This is a genomic window from Streptomyces sp. NPDC092369, assembly GCF_044755245.1.
In the GTDB taxonomy this organism is placed as follows: domain Bacteria; phylum Actinomycetota; class Actinomycetes; order Streptomycetales; family Streptomycetaceae; genus Streptomyces.
In genome coordinates, this window is record NZ_JBIVQP010000001.1 from 1,375,289 (window position 1) to 1,397,416 (window position 22,128).

Below are 22,128 nucleotides of genomic sequence, written 5' to 3' on the forward strand. Positions count from 1 at the left end.
ATGACGGCGGACCCCATCGCAGCCGGCAGCTCGTCGGCAGACCCCGACGCCGCACACCGTCCCTACCGTGAAGTGACCGATGCCCGAGGCCGCGTCTACCGCGTGGGCGAGACCGACCGGGCGATCCTCGGCCACTCCCGCAAGTTCATGATCTACCTGCCCTGGATCGCCATGATGGCGATCAGTGTCTTCGAGTACGCGTACGGCTCCGCGGAGGACACCCTGTCCAGCGCGCACGGCTGGACGCAGAGCAACACCTTCTGGATCCTCAGCGTCTGGGTGTTCTTCCAGGCCGGCATCGCCTTCCCGGCGGGATGGATGCGCGAGAAGGGCATCCTGACGGCCCGCAAGGCCATGTACATCGGCTCCGTGATGTGCCTGATCGGGTTCTTCGCCCTGTCGCACCTGAGCAACGTGCTGCTGGCGATCCTCGGCTTCGGTGTCATCGGCGGCATCGGTGCCGGCCTGGTCTACGCGACCTGCATCAACATGGTCGGCAAGTGGTTCCCCGAACGCCGGGGCGCCCGGACCGGTTTCGTCAACGGCGGCTTCGCGTACGGGTCGCTGCCGTTCATCTTCATCTTCAACTACGCCTTCGACACCGGGAACTACCACCGCGTCCTGGACCTGATCGGCTGCTACATCATGATCGTGGTCTTCGGGTGCGCGTTCTTCTTCAAGGACCCGCCGAAGAACTGGTGGCCCGCGGACATCGACCCGCTGACGTTCGCCGGCAACGAGAAGAACGGGCAGAGCCTCGCCAAGAACCCTCCGGCGACCAAGCAGTACACGCCCAAGGAGGCCATCAGGACAGGCATGCTGCCCCTGATGTGGGTGGCCATCGTGATGACCGCCGGCGTGTCGATCTTCGGGATCTCCTTCCAGGTCGACTACGCCAAGGAGGTCGGCTTCGGGCCACTGGTGGCCGCGTCCTCCATGGGCGTCATGGCGGTCATCAACGGCATCGGGCGCGGTGTCGTGGGCTGGCTGTCCGACAAGTGGGGCCGCAAGCCGACCCTGGTGTTCGTCATCCTGGTGCTCGGGCTCGCGCAGTTCGGCGTGATCCTGGCGGGCGAGTTGAAGAGCGAGTGGCTGTTCCTGTTCTTCGCCTTCCTGTCCGGCTTCGGCGGCGGCGCGTTCTACCCGATGTTCGCGGCGCTGACCCCGGACTACTTCGGCGAGAACTACAACGCCACCAACTACGGCCTGGTGTACAGCGGAAAGCTGATCAGCGGTCTGTTCGGCGGCGGCCTCGGCTCCATGGTGGTCGCTTCCTGGGGCTACGACGGCGCGTACGCGCTGGCCGGCGGCGTCTCGATGGCCGCGGCGGCGATAGCGCTGCTGTTGCGGCAGCCGGGTCGCAGCCGGGAGGTGACGTCGACTCCCCAGCCGCAGCCGGCCGGTTGACGGCCACGCGCGCGTGAGGAGGCCCTCCCCGGCTGCGGGGAGGGCCTCCTCACGTGTGTCTAGCGGTGGTTCAGCACTTCTTCTCGCGCAGGGAGTGCAGATAGGCGCTGGAGCGGCGCGCGAACGTGAAGGACTCGGTCGGCTGGTCGTGCTCGGTCTGCCAGTGGTGGGCGAGGCGCTCACCACGCAGCCGGGTCACGGCGGAGATGAACTTCTCGTAGTCGATGTCGCCGTCGCCGACGTCCACCATCCGGTAGCCGAACTGGTTCGTGGGGTCGCTCACCCCGTCCTTGACGTGGAAGAGCGGGTAGCGGTGCGGCTGCTTGAGCACGTAGCGCAGGGGGTCGAACGGCGCCGGCTTGCCGTCGGGCCGCGTCGAGAAGCGGAACTGGCCCGCGTACGCCCAGAAGATGTCCATCTCCAGGAACACCAGGTCGGGGTCGGTCTCGGCGAGCAGCACGTCGTAGAGCCGGACCTTGGGATTGTCGGAGGCGAAGCCGAACTCGTCGGAGTGGTTGTGCTGGTAGAACTTCATGCCGCGCTTCTTGGCGGCCGCCCCGTACGTGTTGAACTCCGCGGCGGCGCGCTTCCACGCGTCGACGGTCGAGCCGTAGCGGAAGGGACCGGACGCGGTGCCGATGTGCTTGAGGCCGAGGGCCTGGGCGTCGTCGAGGACCTTGGTCAGGTTCTGCGCGAAGGTGTACGCGTTCGGGTCGTCCGAGTAGTAGCCGACGTGGCTGCCGATCGGGTTCAGTCCGTGGCTGTGCGCCAGCCGCTTGAGCTGGGCGAGAGTGATGGGTCCCGCCGAGCCCTGCGTGTATCCGGCGAACTCGACCTCGTCGTACCCGTACTTCTCCAACTCGGCGAAGACGGGGGCGAAGCCGAGCGTGGAGACCTTGTCGCGCAGGCTGTAGAGCTGGATGCCGAGCCGGCCGGGCGGCAGGACGGGACGGCCACGGCCACCGGACGCGGCAGCGGCGGACGTGCTCTCGGCGGCCGTCGCCGGGGTCGCCGCGGCGCCCAGCAGCGCCGCGGCGGTGGCGCCCGCGGCCACGCCGAGCATGCCTCGTCTGCTGAGGCGGTGGGTGAGTTCGGGATCGGGCTGGGAGATGCGGCTCATGCCTGGAACTCCTCGGATTCGGAGGGCGTTGTCAGTGGTGAGTGCTTCACTCGGTACCAGTCGGATCACAGCGATCGGACGGGTCGGTGGGGCCGGTCGGTCAGGTGAGACCGGCGAGTTGGAGCAGCAGTGACTTCACATCGGTGGCCGCGAGACGGTCGCCGACAGCACGGGGGGTGGAGCAGATGAGGAGCGGACCGTCGTCGTCGCTCGCCGGAAGGCGGCCGTGGCTGCCGCGAATAGGTGACGGGTCCAACGGCACGACCGCCATGCGATAGCGCATGCCGAGCTTCTTGCGGGCCAGTGCCGTCGCCGCTTTGACCTTGACGTAGGGGTCGAGCGGATCCATGAACAACTCGACCGGGTCGTAGCCGGGTTTGCGGTGGATCTCGACGAGCTGCGCGAAGTCGGGCGCGCGCTCGTCGTCGAGCCAGTAGTAGTACGTGAACCAGGCGTCCGGCTCCGCGACGGCGACGAGTTCGCCTGAGCGCGGGTGGTCGAGGTGGTGGGTCTTCTTGCCCTCGTCGTCCAGGAGTTGCTCGATGCCGGGCAGGTCGGCCAGTGCTGCCCGTGCGGCGTCGAGATCCTCCGGGCGGCGCACGTAGACATGGGCGATCTGGTGGTCGGCGACCGCGAAGGCACGGGAGGCCATCGGGTCGAGGTACTCCATGCCGTCCTGCGTGTGCACTTCGAGGAGTCCGGCGCGGCGCAGGGCCCGGTTGATGTCGACGGGGCGGTCCACGCGGGTGATGCCGTACTCGGACAGCGCGACGACGGTACGGCCCTCGGCGCGGGCGTCGTCCAGGAGCGGGGCCATCGCGGCGTCCAGGTCGGCGGCCGCTTTCAGGGAGCGCGGGTCGTCGGGGCCGAAACGCTGCAGGTCGTAGTCGAGGTGAGGGAGGTAGCAGAGCGCCAGATCGGGATGGCGGGTGCGCAGGATGTGGCGGGTGGCGTCGACGATCCACCGGCTGGAGACCAGGTCCGCGCCGGGTCCCCAGAAGTGGAAGAGGGGGAAGGTGCCGAGTTTCTCGGTGAGTTCGTCGTGCAGGGCCGGGGGCCGGGTGTAGCAGTCGGGTTCCTTGCGGCCGTCGGCGTAGTAGACGGGACGGGGGGTGACGGTGAAGTCGGTGTCGGCGCCCATGGCGTACCACCAGCAGATGTTGGCGACGGTGTAGCCGGGGTGCGCGCGGCGGGCGGCGTCCCAGAGTTTGTCGCCGGTGACGAGACCGTTGTGCTGACGCCACAGCAGTACGTCGCCGAGTTCGCGGAAGTACCAGCCGTTGCCGACGATGCCGTGCTCGGAGGGGTGGGTGCCGGTCAGGAAGGTGGACTGGGCGGCGCAGGTGACGGCGGGCAGGACGGTGCCGAGTGCGGCGCGGGAGCCGGACTGGGCGAGCGTCTTGAGGTGGGGCATGTGGTCGAGGAGACGGGGGGTGAGGCCTACGACGTCGAGGACGAGGAGGGGGGCGGGGCGCGATGCCCTGTGCGGGACAGGCAGCGGGACAGGCAGCGGGGTGGTGTGCGCGGCACGGTCCGCGGTGACCGGGGGAACGGAGTCCGGGGTGACATGTGGGTCGGCCGGTCGGTCGCTCATGGGAGTTCCTTCAGGCCGAGGTCGGTCAACAGGTCGCGGGCGAGGGTGAGTTCGGCGGCGATGCCGTCGGCGAGCTGGGCTCGGCCGCGAGGGCGCAGTTCGGGCGGGAGGGCCTGCCAGGTGTAGGTCTCCACCTCCAGATGGCGGGTGAGCGGGTGCGGGCCGCCGACCAGCCGGGTGAGGGCCGCCTTGAGCACGGGGAGCGTGGAGGTGAGGGGCGCGGCGGGGGCCGCGTGCAGCGGGACGTGGAAGTGGGCGCGCCAAGGGGTCGCGTCGGGCAGGGCGTCGGACCGGAGCGCCACGCCGAGGTCGTCGGTGCCGCGCAGGCCGGCGGCCGAGGCGGTGCGGGTCTGATGCAGGAAGCGGGGTTCGTCGAAGGCGGCGAGGGCGGTGCGGACCTCGGGGAGATGGGGGTGTTCGGCGTGCAGGGCCGCCGACAGCTGGGACTTGACGACGGGGATGCCGGCTTCGGCGAGCGCGTCCAGGGCGGTGTGCGGATCTTCGAAGGAGGTGGCGAGGTGGCAGGTGTCGACGCAGATGCCGATGCGGTCGTGGGCGATCGCGGTCAGCGGGGCGATCGCGTCGCCGGTGGTCTCGACGACACAGCCGGGTTCGGGTTCCAAGCCGACGCGGATGGAGCGTCCGGTCAACTCGGCGAGGGCGTCGAGGCGTTCGGCGAGGGTGGCGAGGGCGGTGCCGGCCTTCTCGGCGCGGCTCACGTCATAGACGGAGCGCCAGGCGAGCGGCAGAGTCGAGATGCTGCCCTCGGTGACGTCGTCGGGCAGGAGTCCGGCGAGCACGCGGGCCAGGGCGGTGGTGTGCTCCAGGCGTTCGGGGTCGGCCCAGTCCGGCTTGTAGACGCGGTACTTGACCTCTTCGGCGCCGAAGCCCTCGTAGGGGAAGCCGTTGAGGGTGACGACTTCGAGGCCGCGTCGGTCGAGTTCGGTGCGCAGGCCGCGCAGGGCGGAGGGGTCGGTGACGAGGGCGTGGGCGGCGTCCTTCGCGAGCCAGAGCCCGATGCCGAGGCGATCGCGGCCCAGGCGGCGACGGACCGGCTCGCAGTGGTCGCGGAGTTGGGCGAGGACGCCGTCCAGGGTCTCGGCCGGGTGGACGTTGGTGCAGTAGGCGAGGTGGACGGTGGAGCCGTCAGGGTGGCGGAAGCGCATGGTTCACGCCCCGCCGCGGAGGATGGAGTTGCCCTCGTGGGTGGCACCCGTGGCCGTGACGTCCAGATCCAGGTCCAGCCGGCCGCTGAGTCCGTAGAAGGCGACGGGGTTGCGCCACAGCACCCGGTCGACGTCGTCGTCCGAGAAGCCCTCGGCCAGCATCAGGTCGCCGACCCCGCGGGTCTTCAGCGGGTCGCTCCTGCCCCAGTCGGCGGCGGAGTTCACCAATACCTGCTCGGGCCCGTACTCGCGCAGGATCGTGATCATCCGCTCCTCGTCCATCTTGGTGTCGGGATAGACGGAGAAGCCCAGCCAACAGCCGCTGTCCTTGGCCTCCTTGACGGTCGTCTCGTTGAGGTGGTCGACGAGGACGCGGTCCGGGGCCAGCGCGGACTCGCGCACCACGTCGAGGGTGCGGCGCAGGCCGGCGAGCTTGTCCCGGTGCGGGGTGTGGACGAGCGCGGGCAGCCCGTGGTCGGCGGCGAGTTGGAGCTGGGCGGCGAGGGCGGTGTCCTCGGCGGGGGTCATCGAGTCGTAGCCGATCTCGCCGACGGCGACGACCTGGTCCTTGACGAGATAGCGGGGCAGCTCGTCGAGGACGGGCGCGCAGCGCGGGTCGTTCGCCTCCTTCGGGTTGAGAGCGAGCGTGCAGTGGTGGGCGATCCCGTACTGGGCGGCGCGGAAGGGCTCCCAGCCCAGGAGGGAGTCGAAGTAGTCGAGGAAGGAGGCCGGTGAGGTGCGGGGCTGGCCGAGCCAGAAGGAGGGTTCGACGACGGCGCGGACGCCTGCGGCGTGCATGGCCTCGTAGTCGTCGGTGGTCCGGGAGGTCATGTGGATGTGGGGGTCGAAAATGCGCATCAGGACTCCTCGCCGTCGGTTCCGCGCGGGCCGGCGTCGGGTGCGGCGGCGGGCGCGGGTGGGGTGGCCGTGGGGTCGGTCAAGGTCAGGACGCGGTGCAGGTCTTCGGGCACGGGACGGCCCGCGGCGGTGCGTTCGGCGGCGTAGTCGCCGAGCATGCGGGCGAGTTCGGCGTCGTCCCGTGCGCGCCGGTCGAGGTCGGCGATCTCGTCCGCGGGGACGCCGGTGAACAGGCACTTCAGGACGGCGTGGCGCCAGTGGTGGGGGGCGAGGTGCCGGGCGGCGTACGGGCCGACCGCGGCGGCGACGAGCCGCGTGTCGTTGGTGCGCAGGGCGTCCTCGACGAGCGGGAGGGCGTCGGGGCCGGCGATGAGATGGGGCAACGCGTGCAGGACGGCGCGGCGTTCGGCGGCGGTGCCCTGGAAGTAGACGCGGGTGACGGCGTCCGTGCCGGCGCGGGCGGCGTGCAGGATCAGCACGCGGGCGACGTCGGCGTGTTCAGGACCGCATCGTCGACCGGCCTCGGCGAGGCGCAACTCCCAGACGGAGATGGGTCCGTGGATGCCGGGATGGGTGGCGGCCTCTTCGAGAGCCTGGTCCAGCCAGGCACGGGCGGCTCCGCCGAGCCGGGCGGTGAGGAGGCGGTGCAGGTCGGCGGGTGGGGTACGGGCGAGGGGGGCGCCCGTGAGGTCGGGGGTCGTCATGTCGGTGGCCGGGAGATCGGGGGTGGTGGGGGCGGGTTCGCTGGGGGTGGAGGTCGTGGAGGCGGGCGTGGAGGCGGGCATCGATGGGTCGGGGGGCGTGGGTTCGGGGGTCATGAGGCCGGGGGGCGTGGGGCCAGGGGTCGTGACGTCTGCGGCCGGGGTCTCCGGTGCGGAGTCGGGGTGCGGGGTGGGGACCGTCGTCGGGCTCGTCGCCGGGCTCGTCGTCGGGTCCGTCGTGGGGTCTTCCACGGGTTGGCTCATGGGTCGGCTCGTCGGCTGTCTCATGAGGTGCTGCTCCCTTCGGGGGTGGCGGAGGGATCGCCGGGAGGTGGGGCGGGGTCGGGACCGGGATCGACGGCGAGCGCTGAGTCGGGCTGCTGTTCGCGAAGCGCCGCTGCCTGGATCGCCGCCCGGCGGAGGAACGGGAGGGAGTGTTCGGCGAAGTGGGGGCCCGCGTGGGAGTGGCGGGGCAGTTCGACGACCGTCAGGCCCTGGTAGCCGGTCGCGGCGAGGGCCGCGAGGACGGGCGGGAAGTCGATCTCGCCGTCTCCGAAGGGGAGGTGCTCATGGACACCCCGGCGCATGTCCTCGATCTGGACGTGCCGCAGCCAGGGGGCGGCGGCGCGTACGCAGTCGGCGGGAGACAGGGGTTCGAGGCACTGGCAGTGGCCGATGTCGAGGGTCAGACCGAGGTTCACCGGGTCGCCGAGGGTGTGGCGGAGCCGGTGGAAGTCGGCGAGTGAGCCAAGGAGGTGGCCGGGTTCGGGCTCGACGGCGAGGGGGACGCCGGCGTCGGCGGCGGCCTCCAGGACGGGCGTGAGCGCCTCGGCCAGTCGCTTCCACGCGGTGTCCGGATCGGTTCCGGGCGGGGTGACGCCGCTGAAGCAGTGGACGGCGTGCGCACCGAGGTCGGCGGCGACCTGGACCGCGCGGATCAGCAGGTCGGTGCGTCGGGCGCGGTCGTCGGGGTCCGGGTCGAGGAGGGACGGGCCGTGCTTGCGGCGCGGGTCCAACACGTACCGGGCGCCGGTCTCCACGGTGACGTCCAGACCGAGCGCGTCCAGGCGGCCGGCGAGGCGCCGGGTGCGGGCGGCGAGGTCGGGCGCCAGCGGGTCCAAATGCATGTGGTCGAGGGTCAGCCCGACGCCGTCGTAACCGAGGTCGGCGAGGAGGCAGAGGGCGTCGTCGAGGCGGAGGTCGGCCAGGCCGTTGGTGCCGTAGCCGAAACGGAGGGGGGTGGGCGTGGTCTCGGTCGCGGGAGGCAGGGAGGCGAGCGGGGCGGTGCCGGTCGCGGGAGGCAGGGAGGCGAGCGCCGTGGTGCCGGTCGCGGGAGGTACGGAGGTGACCGCCGTGGTACCAGTCGCGGGAGGCAGGGAGGCGAGCGCCGCGGTGTCGGGGCCGTGCGGTTGTCGCGTCCCGGGGGGCATGGGCGAGGTCACGTGACACTCACCTTCCTCGCGAACCTTCTGCCGAGTGGGGCGAGGGCCGCGACGAGCACGGCCGTGGCGCCGGCGCCGGAGCGGGCGGTGAGGGCGGCCTGGAGAGGGATGGTGGCTCGGATGCCGCCGCCGACGGCGCGTTGGACGAGTGGGGGTGATGGGTTGAGGGCCGCGTGGAAGTAGCGGCGACCGGCGGTGGCTGCGTAGCCGGCGGCCAGGGCCAGGCGCAGGGTGTCCGTGGCGGAGCGGGACGGGTGGTTGGCCGCCCGGGTGGGCGGAGCCGTGTGCGTTCCAGTGCCCGGCAGGCCATGGGCGGCTGCTGCCCGCGCGCCTGCCGGAGGTCGGTGGGCGAGCAGTCGGGTCACCAGGGCCGAGGTCACCAGGGTCGTGGTGGCCAGAGCCGCCAGCGGAGGCACGGGGGAACCGCCCGTCGTCTCCTGGCGGGACACCGTCGTCACCGCGAAGGTGTGCGTGCCGAGCAGGGCCGCGGAGGGGAGCGCCTCGCGGACGCGGCCCGCTGTCGCGGCGGCGCCCAGGAGGAGGTCGAGGCCGCGCGCGACGGCCATGGCCGAGGGGCCCGTGGCGGTGTGCTTGAGGGTGAGGTCGTACGCCCAGACCGTGGCCGCCAGAGGTACGGCGACCGCGAGCGCCGGGCGGCCCGCACGAGCGGCCAGAGCCAGACCGGCGCCGGTGAGGACGCCGGCCGTCGTCACGGCGGCGACCGGGTGGATGCGGCCCGATGGCAGGGGGCGGTGGGGGCGTTCGGCGGCGTCCTCCTCGCGGTCCGCCCAGTCGTTGAGGGCCATGCCGGCTGAGTAGAGGCAGATGGAGGAGCCGATGGCCAGCAGGGTGCGGGAGTTGGGGGTGACGGCGGTTGCCGCGGCTCCGGCGAGGGCGTCGCCGGGGACGGTGAACAGGGCGGGCAGGCGCAGGAGTTCGGCCCAGGCGAGGCGACGGCTCGGGCGGCGATCCGCGTTGTCACGCCCTGAAGTCGCTGTGGCGATCGGCCTCTTCGCGCCCCGAGTTGTGGACCCGTCCGTCAGTGCGGGCCCGGCGGTCACCACAGCTCCCCCGAACGGCCCGCCCCGGACGAGCCCTTCTCACGCCCGGGCCGACCCTCGGCCTCGGCTCGCCCACGGGCACCCTCGGCTCCCCCACCGGCGCCCTCGGCTCCCCCACCGGCACCCTCGGCTCCCCCACCGGCAGCTTCGACTCGCCCACCGACAGCCTCAGTTCGCCCGTCAACGCCCTCGGTTCGCGCACCCACACCCCTCGCGCCCCGCCCGGTCTCCCTGAGCCGCCCCGCGAACCTCACCAGCGCCTCGTACTGCTCCCCCAATCCCGCGAGCCCCTCCCCCACCGGATCCTTGAAGAAGAAGCCGAGTTCACCCAGCGGACCGGACAGGCCCGCCTCCTGGGCCCTGGCCGTCAGTCGCGCCAGGTCCAGGACCAGCGGAGCGGCCAACGCCGAGTCGCAGCCCTGCCAGATGGTCTGGAGGATCATTCGGGTGCCGAGGAAACCGTCGAAGGCGATGTGGTCCCAGGCGGTCTTCCAGTCGCCGAGCGCCGGGACGTCGTCGATGTGGACCTCGCCCTCGGGGGTCGTACCTAGGGTGTCGGCGAGGACGCGTTCCTTGCCGGCGTTCTTGGCCGCTGCCGCGGCCGGGTCGGCGAGGGCGGCGCCGTCGCCTCCGCCGAGGAGGTTGGCGCCGGACCAGGCGCGGACCGCGAGGGCGCGCTGGGTGAACATCGGGCCGAGCACGGAACGGAGCAGCGTCTGGCCGGTCTTGCCGTCGCGGCCGGCGTACGGCAGCCCGCTCAACTCGGCCAACTCGGCGAGTGCCGGGTGGTGCAGGCCCGTCGACGGGGTGAAGTTGACGTACGGGCAGCCGGCGCGCAGGGCCGCCGCCGCGTACAGGGAGCTGGGCGGGAGTTCGGGCCCCGCGGCAGAGGGTTCGGTCGACGCGACGTTCACCACTACCGCCCGCGCCAGGCCCAGCCGTCGTACGAAGTCGTCGATGTCCGCCGCGAAGGCCTGGATCAGTTCCTGTTCGGTGCGGGTGTCGCCCGGGGCCGGCCCGCCGGATCTGATCTCCCGGTCGGCGGCGGCCAGTTCGGCCGCGATCGCGGTGGGGAGGCCGGGTGGGAGGACGCCGCCGGCGGCGAGGGCCTCGGCGCGTTTGGGGAGAGGGCAGTCCATCGTGTCGTGGCCGCCGAAGACGAGGGAGGTCAGGGCCGGCAGGCCGCTCTCCGCGAACGCGGGTGTCTCGGTGACCAGGCCCGTCGGTGGATGCAGGCCCGCGGTCATGGCGGCGCAGCCCGCGACGACCGTGGTGGCGACGGAGCCGCGGGCCCCGATCAGCCAGACGCCGACGCGTGGTGAGGAGACGGAGTCGGAAACGGAATGGGACGCGGACATGGGCAGCCTCCTTGTCGAACGCGTCGGCATCGAACGCCTCGTGCGCGCACCCCGGGACGGGGCGGCCGGCCGGCCCTGGGAAGGGCCGGCCGGAAGACGGTGGGCGAGAGTCCGGCGTCTCCCGCCCACCGCCGCTCAATTGCCCTTGGCGGGCAGTTCCTTGAGCCGGATGTCGCGGAAGGACACCTGGTCGTCGGCTCCGTGGTTCTGGATGCCGAGGTGTCCGTCCCGCAGGCTCCGGGCCGGGTCGGTGTTGCGGAAATCGTTGATCTTCACGCCGTTGAGATAGACGCGGAGTCGTTCGCCCTCCACGCGGATCTCGTACGTGTTCCACTCCCCCGGCGGATTCAGCGCGCGGTCGCGCTTCTTGAGGTCGGCGGAGCGGAAGCCGTAGACGGAACCCGTGGTCTTCTCGGGCACGTCCGTGGCGTCGATCTGGATCTCGTAGCCCTTGTCCACGGCCGACCACGGGTCGTCCGAGGGCGGGAAGCCCACGAACACACCGGAGTTGTCGTCGCCCGAGGCGCCGGCCATCTTCCAGTCGAGCTTCAGGGAGTACGAGGTGAAGCCCGACGTCGCGTACCAGAGCAGGCCCATCCCGCCCGACGACGTCAGCGTGCCGTCGTCGGAGAGGGTGAAGGAGCCCGGGCCCGCCTGCCGCCAGTCCGCCAGCGACACGGCCGTGCCGTCGAAGAGCGGGCGATAGCCGTTCTCCGGGCGGCAGTCGGCCTGGGCGTCGCCGACAGCCCAGCGGATCCCGCCCAACAGGTGGGCGCGGAAGGCGGGTTCGGCGTAGGACTCCTTGGTGTGTCCGGCGCCGGTGTAGAAGGCGCGGCCGCCCTGGTAGTCCTGGCACCAGGCGATCGGGTGATCGCCGTTCATCGTGCCGCCGGTGTACGACGACTCGTCGAGCGAGGCCAGGACATGGGCCCGGTCCCGTGGATTCGAGCGGTAGTTGTACCACTCGTCGGTCCGGGTCCAGGTGTCGGCGAGACCTGAGGTCGCCGGGTGGGCGCGGTCCTCGACGTCCACGGTCGCGGGCTGGATCGCCGGGTGCGACTGGAAGTACGCGCCGGCGAGGCCGCCGTAGAACGCCCAGTCGTACTCGGTGTCGGCGGCGGCGTGGACGCCGACATAGCCGCCGCCGTGCCTGATGTAGCCCTCGAACGCCCGCTGTTGGGCCGCGTCGAGGACGTCACCGGTGGTGGAGAGGAAGACGACCGCGTCGTACCGCCGCAGGGTGCGGTCGGTGAACTTGCCCGCGTCCTCGGTCGCGTCGACCGTGAAGCCGCCGCTCGCGCCGAGTTGCCGTACCGCCTCGATGCCCTCCGGGATGGAGTCGTGCCGGAAGCCGGCCGTCTTGGAGAAGACCAGCACCCGCTTTTCGGCGTCGGTGCCGTGCCCCCCGCCACCGGGGTGCGAGGAGGCCGGGCCCGAGACGCAGCCGAGGAGCAGGGCGGCGCCTACGGCTGCGGTCGCCAGTCGGCTTGTTGAGCGCATCATGTCGCCTCCCCTCAACTCGTCGTGAAGGTGAAGTCGTCCACGTCGAACAGCGCGCCCGTGCCGCCCTTGAAGACCAGGTAGAGCGTGGTCGTGCCCTTCGGTGCGCGGGACAGGTTCGCGGTGACGTCCTGGAAGGTCTCCCAGCCGCCGGTCACCGGGACGGTCGCCTTGCCGAGCAGGGTGCCCTTCGCGGAGCCCGACCTGATCTCCAGCGTGCCGCCGGCGCCGCCCGAAGAGACGCGGGCAGTAACCGACTTGGCGTTGCTGAGGACGTACGGCGTGAAGGAGATCCAGTCGCCGCTGTCGATGTTGCCGACGGTCTTCCCGCCGTGCGCGGTGTCCTTGGTGATGATGTCGACGCCGGAGCCGGCGCCGAAGTGCTCGGCCTGGCGGTGCCGGGGCTCCAGGACGCTCTGGTCGTGCGAGGTGAGCGGGGCCTGCCCGCCGCCTCCGTTGTCGGTGTACTCGGCGTCCAGCACACCGAAGATGTTGGCGTCCTCGTCGTGGCCGCCGTCGGCGCTGGTCTGGATGGTGCCGGTGCAGCCGGTGGCCGAGGTCTGCGGGTGGCCGTGGGTGTCGTGGCCGAGGACGAAGGTGACCTTCACCTTGGCGCAGTCGATGGTCCTGCGGTCCTCGGGGTCGGTGACCTTCACCTTGAACGGGATGGCGTCCCCGAAGCTGAACAGCTGCCCGTCCTTGGGCGTTTCGAGGACCACCGTCGGCGCGGTGTTGCCGACGACGACCTGCACACTGGCGCCGCCGGTGCGGCCGGAGGCGTCCTTGGCGGTCAGGGTCGCGGTGTAGGTCCCGTTCTTCTTGTACTTGTGCGTCGGGTTCGCCGCCGTGGACGTGCCGCCGTCGCCGAAGTCCCAGCTGTACGTGAGCGCGTCGCCGTCCTGGTCACTGCTGCCCGCGGAGGAGAACGTGACCTTCAACGGGGCCTGTCCGGACGTGCGGTCGGCCGCGGCCTGCGCCACCGGGGAGTGCCCGTCGGTCGCGTTCTCGATGCGGTAGAGACCCGAGTTCTCGTCGCCGCCGAACCACGCGGTGCCGTAGTCGAGGACGTACAGCGCGCCGTCCGGACCGAAGGCCATGTCCATCACCTGGGTGCCGGTCCACGGAAAGGCGTTGATCGACTGCACGCTCCCGCTGCCGTCGCTCACGATCCGCTTGATCCAGCGCCGGCCGAACTCACCCGCGAAGAAGTTCCCGTCGTACGCCTCGGGGAACTTGACCGGCGAGTCGAGCGTGGCGTCGTAGTGGTAGACCGGTCCGCCCATCGGGGACTCGGATCCGTCGCCCAACTCCGGTACGGACGGGCCGTTGTAGGGGATCCAGGCGGGCTGCGCCGGAGGAAGGTCGGTGAGCCCGGTGTTGTGCGGGGAGTTGTTCTTCGGGGCCGCGCAGTCGAAGGACGCGCCGGACGTCCTGGTCGCGAAGTCGTAGTCCACGTAGGCGTCGTTGGCGCCGGTGCAGTACGGCCAGCCGAAGTTGCCGGGGCCGGTGACGCGGGCGAACTCGACCTGCCCGGCCGGACCGCGCGCCGGGTCGGCGGCACCCGCGTCGGGACCGTACTCGCCGACGTAGAGGATGCCGGTCTTCTTGTCGACGCTGAAGCGGAACGGGTTGCGGAAGCCCATCGCGTAGATCTCGGGCCGCGTCCTGTCCGTGCCGGGGGCGAAGAGGTTGCCGTCGGGGACGGTGTACGAGCCGTCGGCGGCGACCTTGACGCGCAGGATCTTGCCGCGCAGGTCGTTGGTGTTGCCGGCCGAACGCTGGGCGTCGAAGGCCGGGTTGCGGTCGGCGCGCTCGTCGAGGGGGCTGTAGCCGTCGGACTGGAAGGGGTTGGTGTCGTCGCCCGTCGACAGGTACAGGTTGCCCGCCGCGTCGAAGTCGATGTCGCCACCGACGTGGCAGCACAGGCCGCGGGAGGCCGGGACGTCGAGGACCTTCTTCTCGCTGGCGTTGTCGAGCGTGCCGTCCGCGTTCAGGACGAAGCGGGAGAGGCGGTTGACGCCGTCGAAGGGCGCGAAGTCGGCCGCGGTGCCGGTCTCGGGGGCGTCGCCCGCCGGGGTGTTCAACGGGGGCGCGTAGTAGAGGTAGATGGCCCGGTTGGTCGCGAAGTCCGGGTCCACGCCGACGCCTTGGAGGCCCTCCTCGTCGTGGGAGTAGACGTCGAGCTTGCCGATCAGCCGCGTGTTGCCTGCGGCGTCCGTCAGCCTCAACTCGCCGTCGCGCGAGGTGTGCAGGACCGAGCGGTCCGGGAGGACGGCGAGCGACATGGGCTCGCCGACCTCGGGCTCGCCCTTGGCGAGGGTGACCTGCTGGAAGTCCTCGGCGGCAACAGCCGGGGCGGCTCCCGGGTCGGCGACGGCTGCGCCGGCCTGCGGGGCGGTGAGGGTGAGGGTGGCGCCCGCCAGGAGTGCCCCGCTGAAGAGGGCCACCGCCTTGCGGAAGGACGGGCGTCGTCTGTGGGTCTCGATTCTGTCGGTGCTGGTGGTGCGGTCGTTCCCGTGCACGAATGCCTCCAGAGTGGGGCTGGTTGTACGGGCGGGTGCGGGTACGCCGGGATGCGCCGTCATCCCGGAGAGCTGATGAGTACTCAGTTGATGTGGGGGGTTGGTCAGTTGACGCGGGGGCGGCTCAGATGGCTCAGTTACCGAACGCGGCGTCGAAGGACGCCGTCGGCGGCTCGAAGTCGAAGGCCTTGAGCCGGGTCAGGGCCTCGGGTGCGCCCTGGAGCCGGTCCATGCCGGCGTCCTCCCACTCGACCGAGATGGGGCCCTTGTAGTCGATGGAGCGCAGCATCCGGAAGACGTCCTCCCAGGGCACGTCACCGTGGCCGGCTGAGACGAAGTCCCAGCCGCGGCGCGGGTCGCCCCACGGCAGGTGGGAGCCGAGCCGGCCGTTGCGTCCGTCGAGGCGCTTGCGGGCCTCCTTGCAGTCGACGTGGTAGATCCGGTCGCGGAAGTCCCACAGGAAGCCCACGGGGTCGAGGTCCTGCCAGACGAAGTGCGAGGGGTCGAAGTTGAGGCCGAAGGCCGCTCGTCCGCCAACCGCCTCCAGGGCACGGTGGGTTGTCCAGTAGTCGTAGGCGATCTCGCTGGGGTGGACCTCGTGGGCGAAGCGGACGCCCTCCGCGTCGAAGACGTCGAGGATCGGGTTCCAGCGCTCCGCGAAGTCCTCGTAGCCGCGCTCGATCATCGACTCGGGGGCCGGCGGGAACATGGCGACCAGGTGCCAGATCGCGGAGCCGGTGAAGCCGATGACGGTGTCGACGCCGAAGGCCGCGGCGGCGCGCGCGGTGTCCTTGATCCGCTCCGCCGCGCGTTGCCGTACGCCCTCCGGGTCGCCGTCGCCCCACACCTCGGCGGGCAGAATGCCCTGGTGGCGTTCGTCGATGATGGCGTCGCAGACGGCCTGGCCGGTCAGGTGGTTGGAGATGGCCCAGCACTTGAGGCCGTACTTGTCGAGGAGTTGCTTCCTGGACTCGATGTACGACGAGTCGGCGAGCGCCTTGTCGACCTCGAAGTGGTCTCCCCAGCAGGCGAGTTCGAGCCCGTCGTAGCCGAAGTCGCGGGCGAGGCGGCAGACCTCCTCCAGCGGAAGGTCGGCCCACTGACCGGTGAAGAGCGTGAACTGACGCGGCATTTCCCTCAATCCTCCTCGGACTGCGACGAGCGTGTGTCAGACGGCGATGGGCGTGAAGACGGAGTTCTTCTCGGCGCTCTCCTCGACCGCCGCCAGCACCCGCTGCACCTGCAGCCCGTCGGCGAACGAGGGCCGGGGCTGTCGTCCCTCGGCGATCGCGTGGACGAGGTCGCGGGCTTGATGGATGAACGTGTGCTCGTAGCCGAGTCCGTGCCCCGGCGGCCACCAGGCCTCCAGGTAGGGATGGTCGGGTTCGGTGACGAGGATGCGGCGGAAGCCTGCGTGCGCTCCGGGCTCCGTACCGTCGTGGTACGAGAGTTCGTTCAGGCGCTCCAGGTCGAAGGCCAACGAGCCGTGCTCGCCGTTGAGTTCGATGCGCAGGGCGTTCTTGCGGCCGGTCGCGTAGCGGGTGGCCTCGAAGGAGGCGAGGGCGCCGGAGGCGAAGCGGCCGGTGAACAGGGCGGCGTCGTCGACGGTGACCGTGCCGGTGCCCGTGGTCGACACGGCGGACAGGCCGCTGGTGGGACCGCCGGGCAGCGGTCGTTGTCGTACGAAGGTCTCGGTCAGGGCCGAGACCCCGGCCAGCGGCTCGCCCGCGAGGTACTGCGCGAGGTCGATGATGTGCGCGCCCAGGTCGCCGAGCGATCCGGAGCCCGCCGTCTCCTTGCGCAGCCGCCAGGTGAGCGGGAACTCGGGGTCCACCAGCCAGTCCTGAAGGTACGTCACCCGCACGTGCCGCAGTGCGCCGAGCCGGCCCTCCGCCACCATGTTCCGGGCGAGTGCGGTGGCCGGCACCCGGCGGTAGTTGAAGCCGACCATCGCCAACTGCCCGCGTGCGTAGGCTGCTTCGGCCGCCGCCGTCATCGACTCGGCCTCCTCGACGGTGTTGGCGAGGGGCTTCTCGCACAGCACGTGCTTGCCGGCGGCGAGGGCCGCGAGGGCGATCTCGGCATGGCTGTCGCCCGGCGTGCAGATGTCGACGAGGTCGACGTCGTCCCGCGCGACCAGGTCCCGCCAGTCGGTCTCGGCCGCCGCCCAGCCGTGCCGGTCGGCCGCCGCCCGTACGGCGGCGGCGTCGCGCCCGCAGATGGCGGCCAGGACCGGGCGGCGCGGCAGGTCGAAGACCCGGCCCACGGTGCGCCAGCCCTGGGAGTGGGCGGCACCCATGAAGGCGTAGCCGACCATGCCGACCCGTAGCGGCGGCTGTTCTCCCGGTGACCCGTCCGACTGCTGCGGCTGTCCCATACGGATGTCCTCCTCGTCCTCGTGGTGAATGCGCCGTGGGGGGTGCGGGGTGGGCACGGTCAGCGGAAGCCGGTGGACATGTACTGGTCGACGTTGTCCTTGTCGACGACGGCGGAGTAGAGCGTCAGCGAGGCCGGGATCTCGAACTCGGAGAGACCGCCGATGCCCTTGCCCTGACCGAGCGCGCGGGCCAGGTCGATCGCGGAGGAGGCCATCGTCGGCGGGTACAGGACCGTCGCCTTGAGGACGCCGTTGTCCTGCTTGATGGCCTGGAACGCGGAGAGCGCGCCCGCGCCGCCGACCATCAGGAAGTCGTCGCGCCCGGCCTGCTCGATGGCGCGCAGCGCGCCCACGCCCTGGTCGTCGTCGTGGTTCCACAGGGCGTCGAACTTGGGCTGCGCCTGCAGGAGTTGGGCCATCTTGGCCTGGCCCGACTCGACCGTGAACTCGGCGGCCTGGCGGGCCACCTTCTTGACGTTGGGGTAGTTCTTCAGGGCGTCGTCGAAGCCCTGGGTGCGCTGCTTGGTCAGCTCCAGGTTGTCGAGACCGGCGAGTTCGATGACCCGGGCGTTCTTGGTGTCCTTGAGCTGCTCGCCGATGTAGGTGCCGGCGTTGAGGCCCATGCCGTAGTTGTCGCCGCCGATCCAGCAGCGGTAGGCCTGCGGGGAGTTGAAGATCCGGTCGAGGTTGACCACCGGGATGCCCGCGCGCATCGCCTTGAGCCCGACCTGGGTGAGCGCCTTGCCGTCGGCGGGCAGCACCACCAGGACGTCGACCTTCTTGTTGATGAGGGTCTCGATCTGCCCGATCTGCTGGGCGGTGTCGTTGGAGCCCTCGGTGATCTCCAGGGAGACGTCCGAGTACTTCTTCGCGCGGCTCTTGGCGTTGTCGTTGATCGCGTTGAGCCAGCCGTGGTCGGCCTGCGGTCCGGCGAAGCCGATGGTGACGTGCTTGCCGGGGGTGTCCGAGGCGGCCGGCTGGTTGTCGGAGGCGGCGGCCTCGTCCTTGGGATCGTTGCTCGTGCAGCCCACGAGGAGGGCACCGGTGGATACGGCGGCGGCCCCGAAGAGGAGTCCTCTGCGGCTCGTGAAAGGCGTCGGCTCTGGCATGGCGGTGAACCCTTTCCTCAGGTCGTGCTCGCGGTACGGCGCTGGACCAGCACGGCGGCGACGATGATCGCGCCCTTGGCGATCTGCTGGACGTCGCTCTGCAGGTTGTTCAGGGCGAAGATGTTGGTGATCGTGGTGAAGATGAGGACGCCGAGCACGGAGCCGGTGATGGTGCCCCGGCCGCCGCTGAGCAGCGTGCCGCCGATGATCGCGGCGGCGATGGCGTCGAGTTCGTAGAGGTTGCCGTTGGTGTTCTGGCCCGAGCCGGACAGGATGATCAGCAGGAACGCGGCGATGCCGCAGCACAGTCCGGACAGCAGGTACAGGTAGAGGCGCTGCCTGCGGACGTCGATGCCGGCAAGGCGGGCGGCCTCCGAGTTGCCGCCGACGGCGACCGTGCGGCGGCCGAAGGTGGTGCGGTTGAGGATCAGCCAGCCGATGATCGTGACGACGGCGAAGACCATGACCAGCGGCGGGATGCCGAGCACGTAGGCGTCGCGTTCGCCGAGGTCGAGGATGCTGTTGATGGTGACGATCTGCGTCTTGCCGTCGGTGATCTGCAGCGCGAGTCCGCGCGCCGAGGCCAGCATGGCGAGGGTGGCGATGAACGGGACCATCCCGCCGTAGGCGATGAGCAGTCCGTTGACCAGGCCGCAGCCGACACCGACGAGCACCGCGGTGAACAGGACGCCGGCGAAGCCGTAGTCCTGCGTGGCCACCGTCGTCGCCCACACCGAGGACAGGGCGACGATCGCGCCGACCGACAGGTCGATGCCGCCGGAGGTGATGACGAAGGTCATCCCGACGGTGACCACGCCGATCACCGAGGCCTGGGTGAGGACGAGTTGGAGGTTGCGGGTGTCCAGGAACTCGTCGGGCTTGGTGATCCCGCCGATCAGGACCAGGACGGCCAGGACGCCGAGGAGGGACAGGGTGCGGACGTCGGCGCGGGCGAACACGCCCCGCCACACAGGGGGTTGGCCGACCGTCGGCACCTTGTCGGTGTTGTCCCGCGGCGGGGAGGCATGCTGCGTCATGACGCCGGGCTTCCTTCCATGACCAGGTCGAGTACGCGGTGTTCGTCCAGCTCCCGGGCGGGCGCCGTGTGGACGACGCGGCCCTCGCGGAGCACCAGTACGCGGTCGGCGAGGCCGAGCACCTCGGGCACCTCGCTGGAGACCAGGAGCACGGCGAGACCCTCGTCGGCGAGCCGGCGGATCACCGCGTACAGCTCGGCGCGGGCGCCGACGTCGACGCCCCGGGTCGGTTCGTCGAGCAGCAGCACCCGGCAGCCCCGCAGCAGCCAGCGGGCCAGGACGGCCTTCTGCTGGTTGCCGCCGGACAGGGTGCGGATCGGGACGGACGGGTTGTCCGGCCGCAGCGACAGCTCACGCGTGGCGGCGCGGGCCGCGCCCGTCTCGGCTCCCCGGTCGATCCAACCCGCCCGTGAGAAGCGGGACATGGAGGAGACCGAGACATTGCGGGTCACGGACTCCAGCATCAGCAGCGCCTGCGCCTTGCGCTCCTCGGGGGCGAGCCCGACCCCGGCCCGGACGGCCGCGCGCACGCTGCCGGGCCGCAACGCTCGCCCGTCGACGCGGACTTGACCAGCCGAGGGCTTGCGGGCGCCGTAGATCGTCTCCAGGATCTCCGACCGTCCCGAGCCGACGAGCCCGGCGAGTCCGACGATCTCGCCCGGCTGGATGCTCAGGTCGAGCGACTCGAACTCCCCCTCCCTTGCCAGCCCTTGGACCTCCAGGACGGGCGTGCCCTGCGGCGGCTGCGCGGGTCGCTCGGGGAAGACGTACTCGACGTTGCGGCCGGTCATCAGCGCGACCACCTCGCGCGTCGGCGTCGACTCGGCGGGCAGTCCGACCGCCACCGCGCGCCCGTCCTTCAGCACGGTCACGCGGTCGCCGATCCGGCGGATCTCCTCCAGGCGGTGCGAGATGTAGACGACCGCGACCCCGTCGGCGGTCAGGTCGCCGACGATCCGGAAGAGGTTGTCGACCTCGTCCGGGTCGAGGGCGGCGGACGGCTCGTCCATCACGATGAGGCGGACGTCGTGGGAGAGCGCCCGCGCCATGGAGACGATCTGCTGCTGGGCCGCGGACAACGCCCCGACGAGCCGCGCCGGGTCGATCTCCGGATGCCCGAGTCGCTTGAGCAGAGCGGCGGTCGACGCCTTGGCCGCCTTCCCCCGTACGACGAACCCGGCGGCCGTGGGTTCATGGCCCAGGTGGACGTTCTCGGCGACCGACAGGTGCTCCACCAGGTCGAGTTCCTGGTAGATGGTGGCGATGCCGAGGCGCATGGCGGCGATCGGTGAGCGCAGCGTGACCGGCTCGCCGCGCCAGTGGATGGTGCCCGTGTCGGGCTGGTGGGCGCCGGACAGGACCTTGATGAGGGTGGACTTGCCGGCCCCGTTCTGGCCGAGCAGACAGTGCACCTCGCCGGCCTGGACGTCGAGGTCGACGCCGTCGAGGGCCCGGACTCCGGGGAACGACTTGGTGATGCCGGACATGCTGAGCAGCGGTGGTTCTGGTGCCATCGGTGTTCCCCTTGGCTGGCGTGCGGGCCGGTTTCAGGGCAGGGCGAAGATTCGGCGCGGGCAGGAGAGTCCGCGCGGGGCGAAGCTTCTGGGCAGGGCGAAGCAGGGCGCTGTACGGGTGGGACGTTCCAGGCCGCGCGTCCACGCGGCGCGGACGGTGACTACGCGGGTGAGAACAGGTGGTCGCTGATCAGTCGGGCCGCGCCGATGACTCCGGCGGTGGGGCCCAACTCACCCAGAACGATGGGCAGGTTGCCGGTCGCCAACGGCAGCGACTGGCGGTAGACCTGGGTGCGGATCGCGGCGAGCAGGGTGTGGCCGAGGCCGGTCACCCCGCCGCCGATCACCACCATGCCGGGGTTGAAGAAGGAGACGAGAGAGGCGATGACCTCGCCGGTGCGGTTGCCGCCCTCGCGGATCAGATCGAGGGAGGTGGCGTCGCCGGCCGCGGCCGCGGCGGCGACGTCCGCGGCGGTCAGGGTGCCGGTCGCCTCCAGCCTGGTCGCGAGCTCCACCGACCGCCCTTGCTGGGCCGCCTCCAGCGCGTCCCTGGCCAGGGCCGCGCCGCTGAAGTGGGCTTCCAGACAACCCCGGTTGCCGCAGGCGCACGGACGTCCGTCGGGCACGGCCTGGATGTGCCCGATGTCGCCCGCGCTGCCCGTCACCCCGCGGTGGACCTCACCGCCGGCGACGATGCCGCAGCCGATGCCGGTACCGATCTTGACGCAGAGGAAGTCGCCCACGGAACGGGCGACGCCCGCGTGCTGCTCCCCCATGGCCATCAGGTTCACGTCGTTGTCGACCATGACCGGACAGCCGAGTTCCTGGCTGAGCGCCTCCCGCACGGGGAAGCCGTCCCAGCCCGGCATGATCGGCGGAGCCACCGGGACGCCCTCGGGGAAGCGGACCGGTCCTGGGACGCCGATGCCGGCGCCGTCGAACCCCTCCGCGAGCCCCGAGGCCCGCAACTTCGCTGCCATGGACAGGACTTGCTCGAAGACCGCGACCGGGCCCTCGCGTACGTCCATGGGCTGGTTGAGATGGCCGAGGACTTCCAGTTCCGCGTTGGTGACGGCGACGTCGACCGAGGTCGCGCCGATGTCCACGCCGAGGAACCGCAGGTTCGGGGCCAACCGGATGTTGTGGGAACGCCGGCCACCGCGCGAGGCGGCGAGTCCGTCGGCCACGATCAGGCCCGTCTCCAGCAGCCGGTCCACCTCCACGGCCAGCTTCGACCGTGACAGATCGATCTGATCACCCAACTGCGCACGGGAGTTGGGACCACCGTCGCGCAACAGCTTGAGCAGCCTGGCCTGATGGGAATTGGCGGGTCGTGCCGTCATGCGTCTCACTGGCCCCTCC

17 protein-coding genes are annotated in these 22,128 nt (G+C 71.2%); 1 reads left to right on the plus strand and 16 read right to left on the minus strand.

Going from position 1 to position 22,128, the window contains the following annotated elements:
• The gene (locus ACIQI8_RS06085; RefSeq protein WP_402345382.1) at positions 1 to 1,407 is read left to right on the plus strand and encodes an OFA family MFS transporter; all 1,407 of its coding nucleotides are present in this window, start codon (positions 1 to 3) and stop codon (positions 1,405 to 1,407) included.
• A gap of 70 nt (positions 1,408 to 1,477) precedes the next feature.
• Here ACIQI8_RS06085 and ACIQI8_RS06090 read toward each other — a convergent pair whose 3' ends face one another.
• From ACIQI8_RS06090 to ACIQI8_RS06165, 16 genes are all read right to left on the minus strand, one after another.
• Complete coding sequence (locus ACIQI8_RS06090) at positions 1,478 to 2,527, minus strand: sugar phosphate isomerase/epimerase family protein (RefSeq protein WP_402345383.1); 1,050 nt, start codon at positions 2,525 to 2,527, stop codon at positions 1,478 to 1,480.
• A 100-nt stretch (positions 2,528 to 2,627) separates the two neighbouring features.
• Positions 2,628 to 4,121, minus strand: a complete 1,494-nt coding sequence (locus ACIQI8_RS06095) for a nucleotide pyrophosphatase/phosphodiesterase family protein (RefSeq protein WP_402345385.1) — start codon at positions 4,119 to 4,121, stop codon at positions 2,628 to 2,630.
• Positions 4,118 to 5,287 (minus strand): metabolite traffic protein EboE, encoded by a 1,170-nt coding sequence (eboE, locus tag ACIQI8_RS06100; RefSeq protein ID WP_402345387.1) that lies wholly within the window; start codon positions 5,285 to 5,287, stop codon positions 4,118 to 4,120. Before eboE ends, ACIQI8_RS06095 begins: the two co-directional genes overlap by 4 nt.
• Positions 5,288 to 5,290: 3 nt before the next feature.
• Positions 5,291 to 6,145, minus strand: a complete 855-nt coding sequence (locus tag ACIQI8_RS06105) for a TatD family hydrolase (RefSeq protein WP_402345389.1) — start codon at positions 6,143 to 6,145, stop codon at positions 5,291 to 5,293.
• Positions 6,145 to 6,849 carry an EboA domain-containing protein gene (locus ACIQI8_RS06110; RefSeq protein ID WP_402346717.1) on the minus strand — a complete coding sequence of 235 codons (705 nt, stop codon included), beginning with the start codon at positions 6,847 to 6,849 and terminating at the stop codon, positions 6,145 to 6,147. The genes ACIQI8_RS06105 and ACIQI8_RS06110 overlap by 1 nt, the downstream gene beginning before the upstream one ends.
• Before the next feature lie 281 nt (positions 6,850 to 7,130).
• On the minus strand, positions 7,131 to 8,288 hold the full coding sequence (locus ACIQI8_RS06115; protein ID WP_402345392.1) for a sugar phosphate isomerase/epimerase family protein: 1,158 nt from the start codon (positions 8,286 to 8,288) through the stop codon (positions 7,131 to 7,133).
• Complete coding sequence (locus ACIQI8_RS06120; protein WP_402346719.1) at positions 8,285 to 9,292, minus strand: SCO3242 family prenyltransferase; 1,008 nt, start codon at positions 9,290 to 9,292, stop codon at positions 8,285 to 8,287. Before ACIQI8_RS06120 ends, ACIQI8_RS06115 begins: the two co-directional genes overlap by 4 nt.
• Before the next feature lie 53 nt (positions 9,293 to 9,345).
• The gene (locus ACIQI8_RS06125) at positions 9,346 to 10,707 is read right to left on the minus strand and encodes an inositol-3-phosphate synthase (RefSeq protein WP_402345394.1); all 1,362 of its coding nucleotides are present in this window, start codon (positions 10,705 to 10,707) and stop codon (positions 9,346 to 9,348) included.
• A gap of 135 nt (positions 10,708 to 10,842) precedes the next feature.
• Positions 10,843 to 12,207, minus strand: a complete 1,365-nt coding sequence (locus ACIQI8_RS06130) for a ThuA domain-containing protein (RefSeq protein WP_402346721.1) — start codon at positions 12,205 to 12,207, stop codon at positions 10,843 to 10,845.
• 14 nt (positions 12,208 to 12,221) lie between these two features.
• Positions 12,222 to 14,729 carry a carbohydrate-binding protein gene (locus ACIQI8_RS06135; RefSeq protein ID WP_402346723.1) on the minus strand — a complete coding sequence of 836 codons (2,508 nt, stop codon included), beginning with the start codon at positions 14,727 to 14,729 and terminating at the stop codon, positions 12,222 to 12,224.
• A gap of 133 nt (positions 14,730 to 14,862) precedes the next feature.
• On the minus strand, positions 14,863 to 15,861 hold the full coding sequence (locus ACIQI8_RS06140; protein WP_402345396.1) for a sugar phosphate isomerase/epimerase family protein: 999 nt from the start codon (positions 15,859 to 15,861) through the stop codon (positions 14,863 to 14,865).
• Between the two features lie 36 nt (positions 15,862 to 15,897).
• Positions 15,898 to 17,106: a Gfo/Idh/MocA family protein gene (locus tag ACIQI8_RS06145; RefSeq protein ID WP_402345397.1), complete on the minus strand. Its 1,209-nt coding sequence runs from the start codon at positions 17,104 to 17,106 to the stop codon at positions 15,898 to 15,900.
• Between the two features lie 59 nt (positions 17,107 to 17,165).
• The gene (locus ACIQI8_RS06150) at positions 17,166 to 18,215 is read right to left on the minus strand and encodes a substrate-binding domain-containing protein (protein ID WP_124001823.1); all 1,050 of its coding nucleotides are present in this window, start codon (positions 18,213 to 18,215) and stop codon (positions 17,166 to 17,168) included.
• Positions 18,216 to 18,232: 17 nt separating this feature from the next.
• On the minus strand, positions 18,233 to 19,252 hold the full coding sequence (locus ACIQI8_RS06155) for an ABC transporter permease (RefSeq protein ID WP_402345399.1): 1,020 nt from the start codon (positions 19,250 to 19,252) through the stop codon (positions 18,233 to 18,235).
• Positions 19,249 to 20,766, minus strand: a complete 1,518-nt coding sequence (locus ACIQI8_RS06160) for a sugar ABC transporter ATP-binding protein (RefSeq protein ID WP_402345401.1) — start codon at positions 20,764 to 20,766, stop codon at positions 19,249 to 19,251. Before ACIQI8_RS06160 ends, ACIQI8_RS06155 begins: the two co-directional genes overlap by 4 nt.
• A gap of 161 nt (positions 20,767 to 20,927) precedes the next feature.
• Positions 20,928 to 22,109 carry an ROK family protein gene (locus tag ACIQI8_RS06165; protein ID WP_402345403.1) on the minus strand — a complete coding sequence of 394 codons (1,182 nt, stop codon included), beginning with the start codon at positions 22,107 to 22,109 and terminating at the stop codon, positions 20,928 to 20,930.
• Between the last annotated feature and the right edge of the window lie 19 nt (positions 22,110 to 22,128).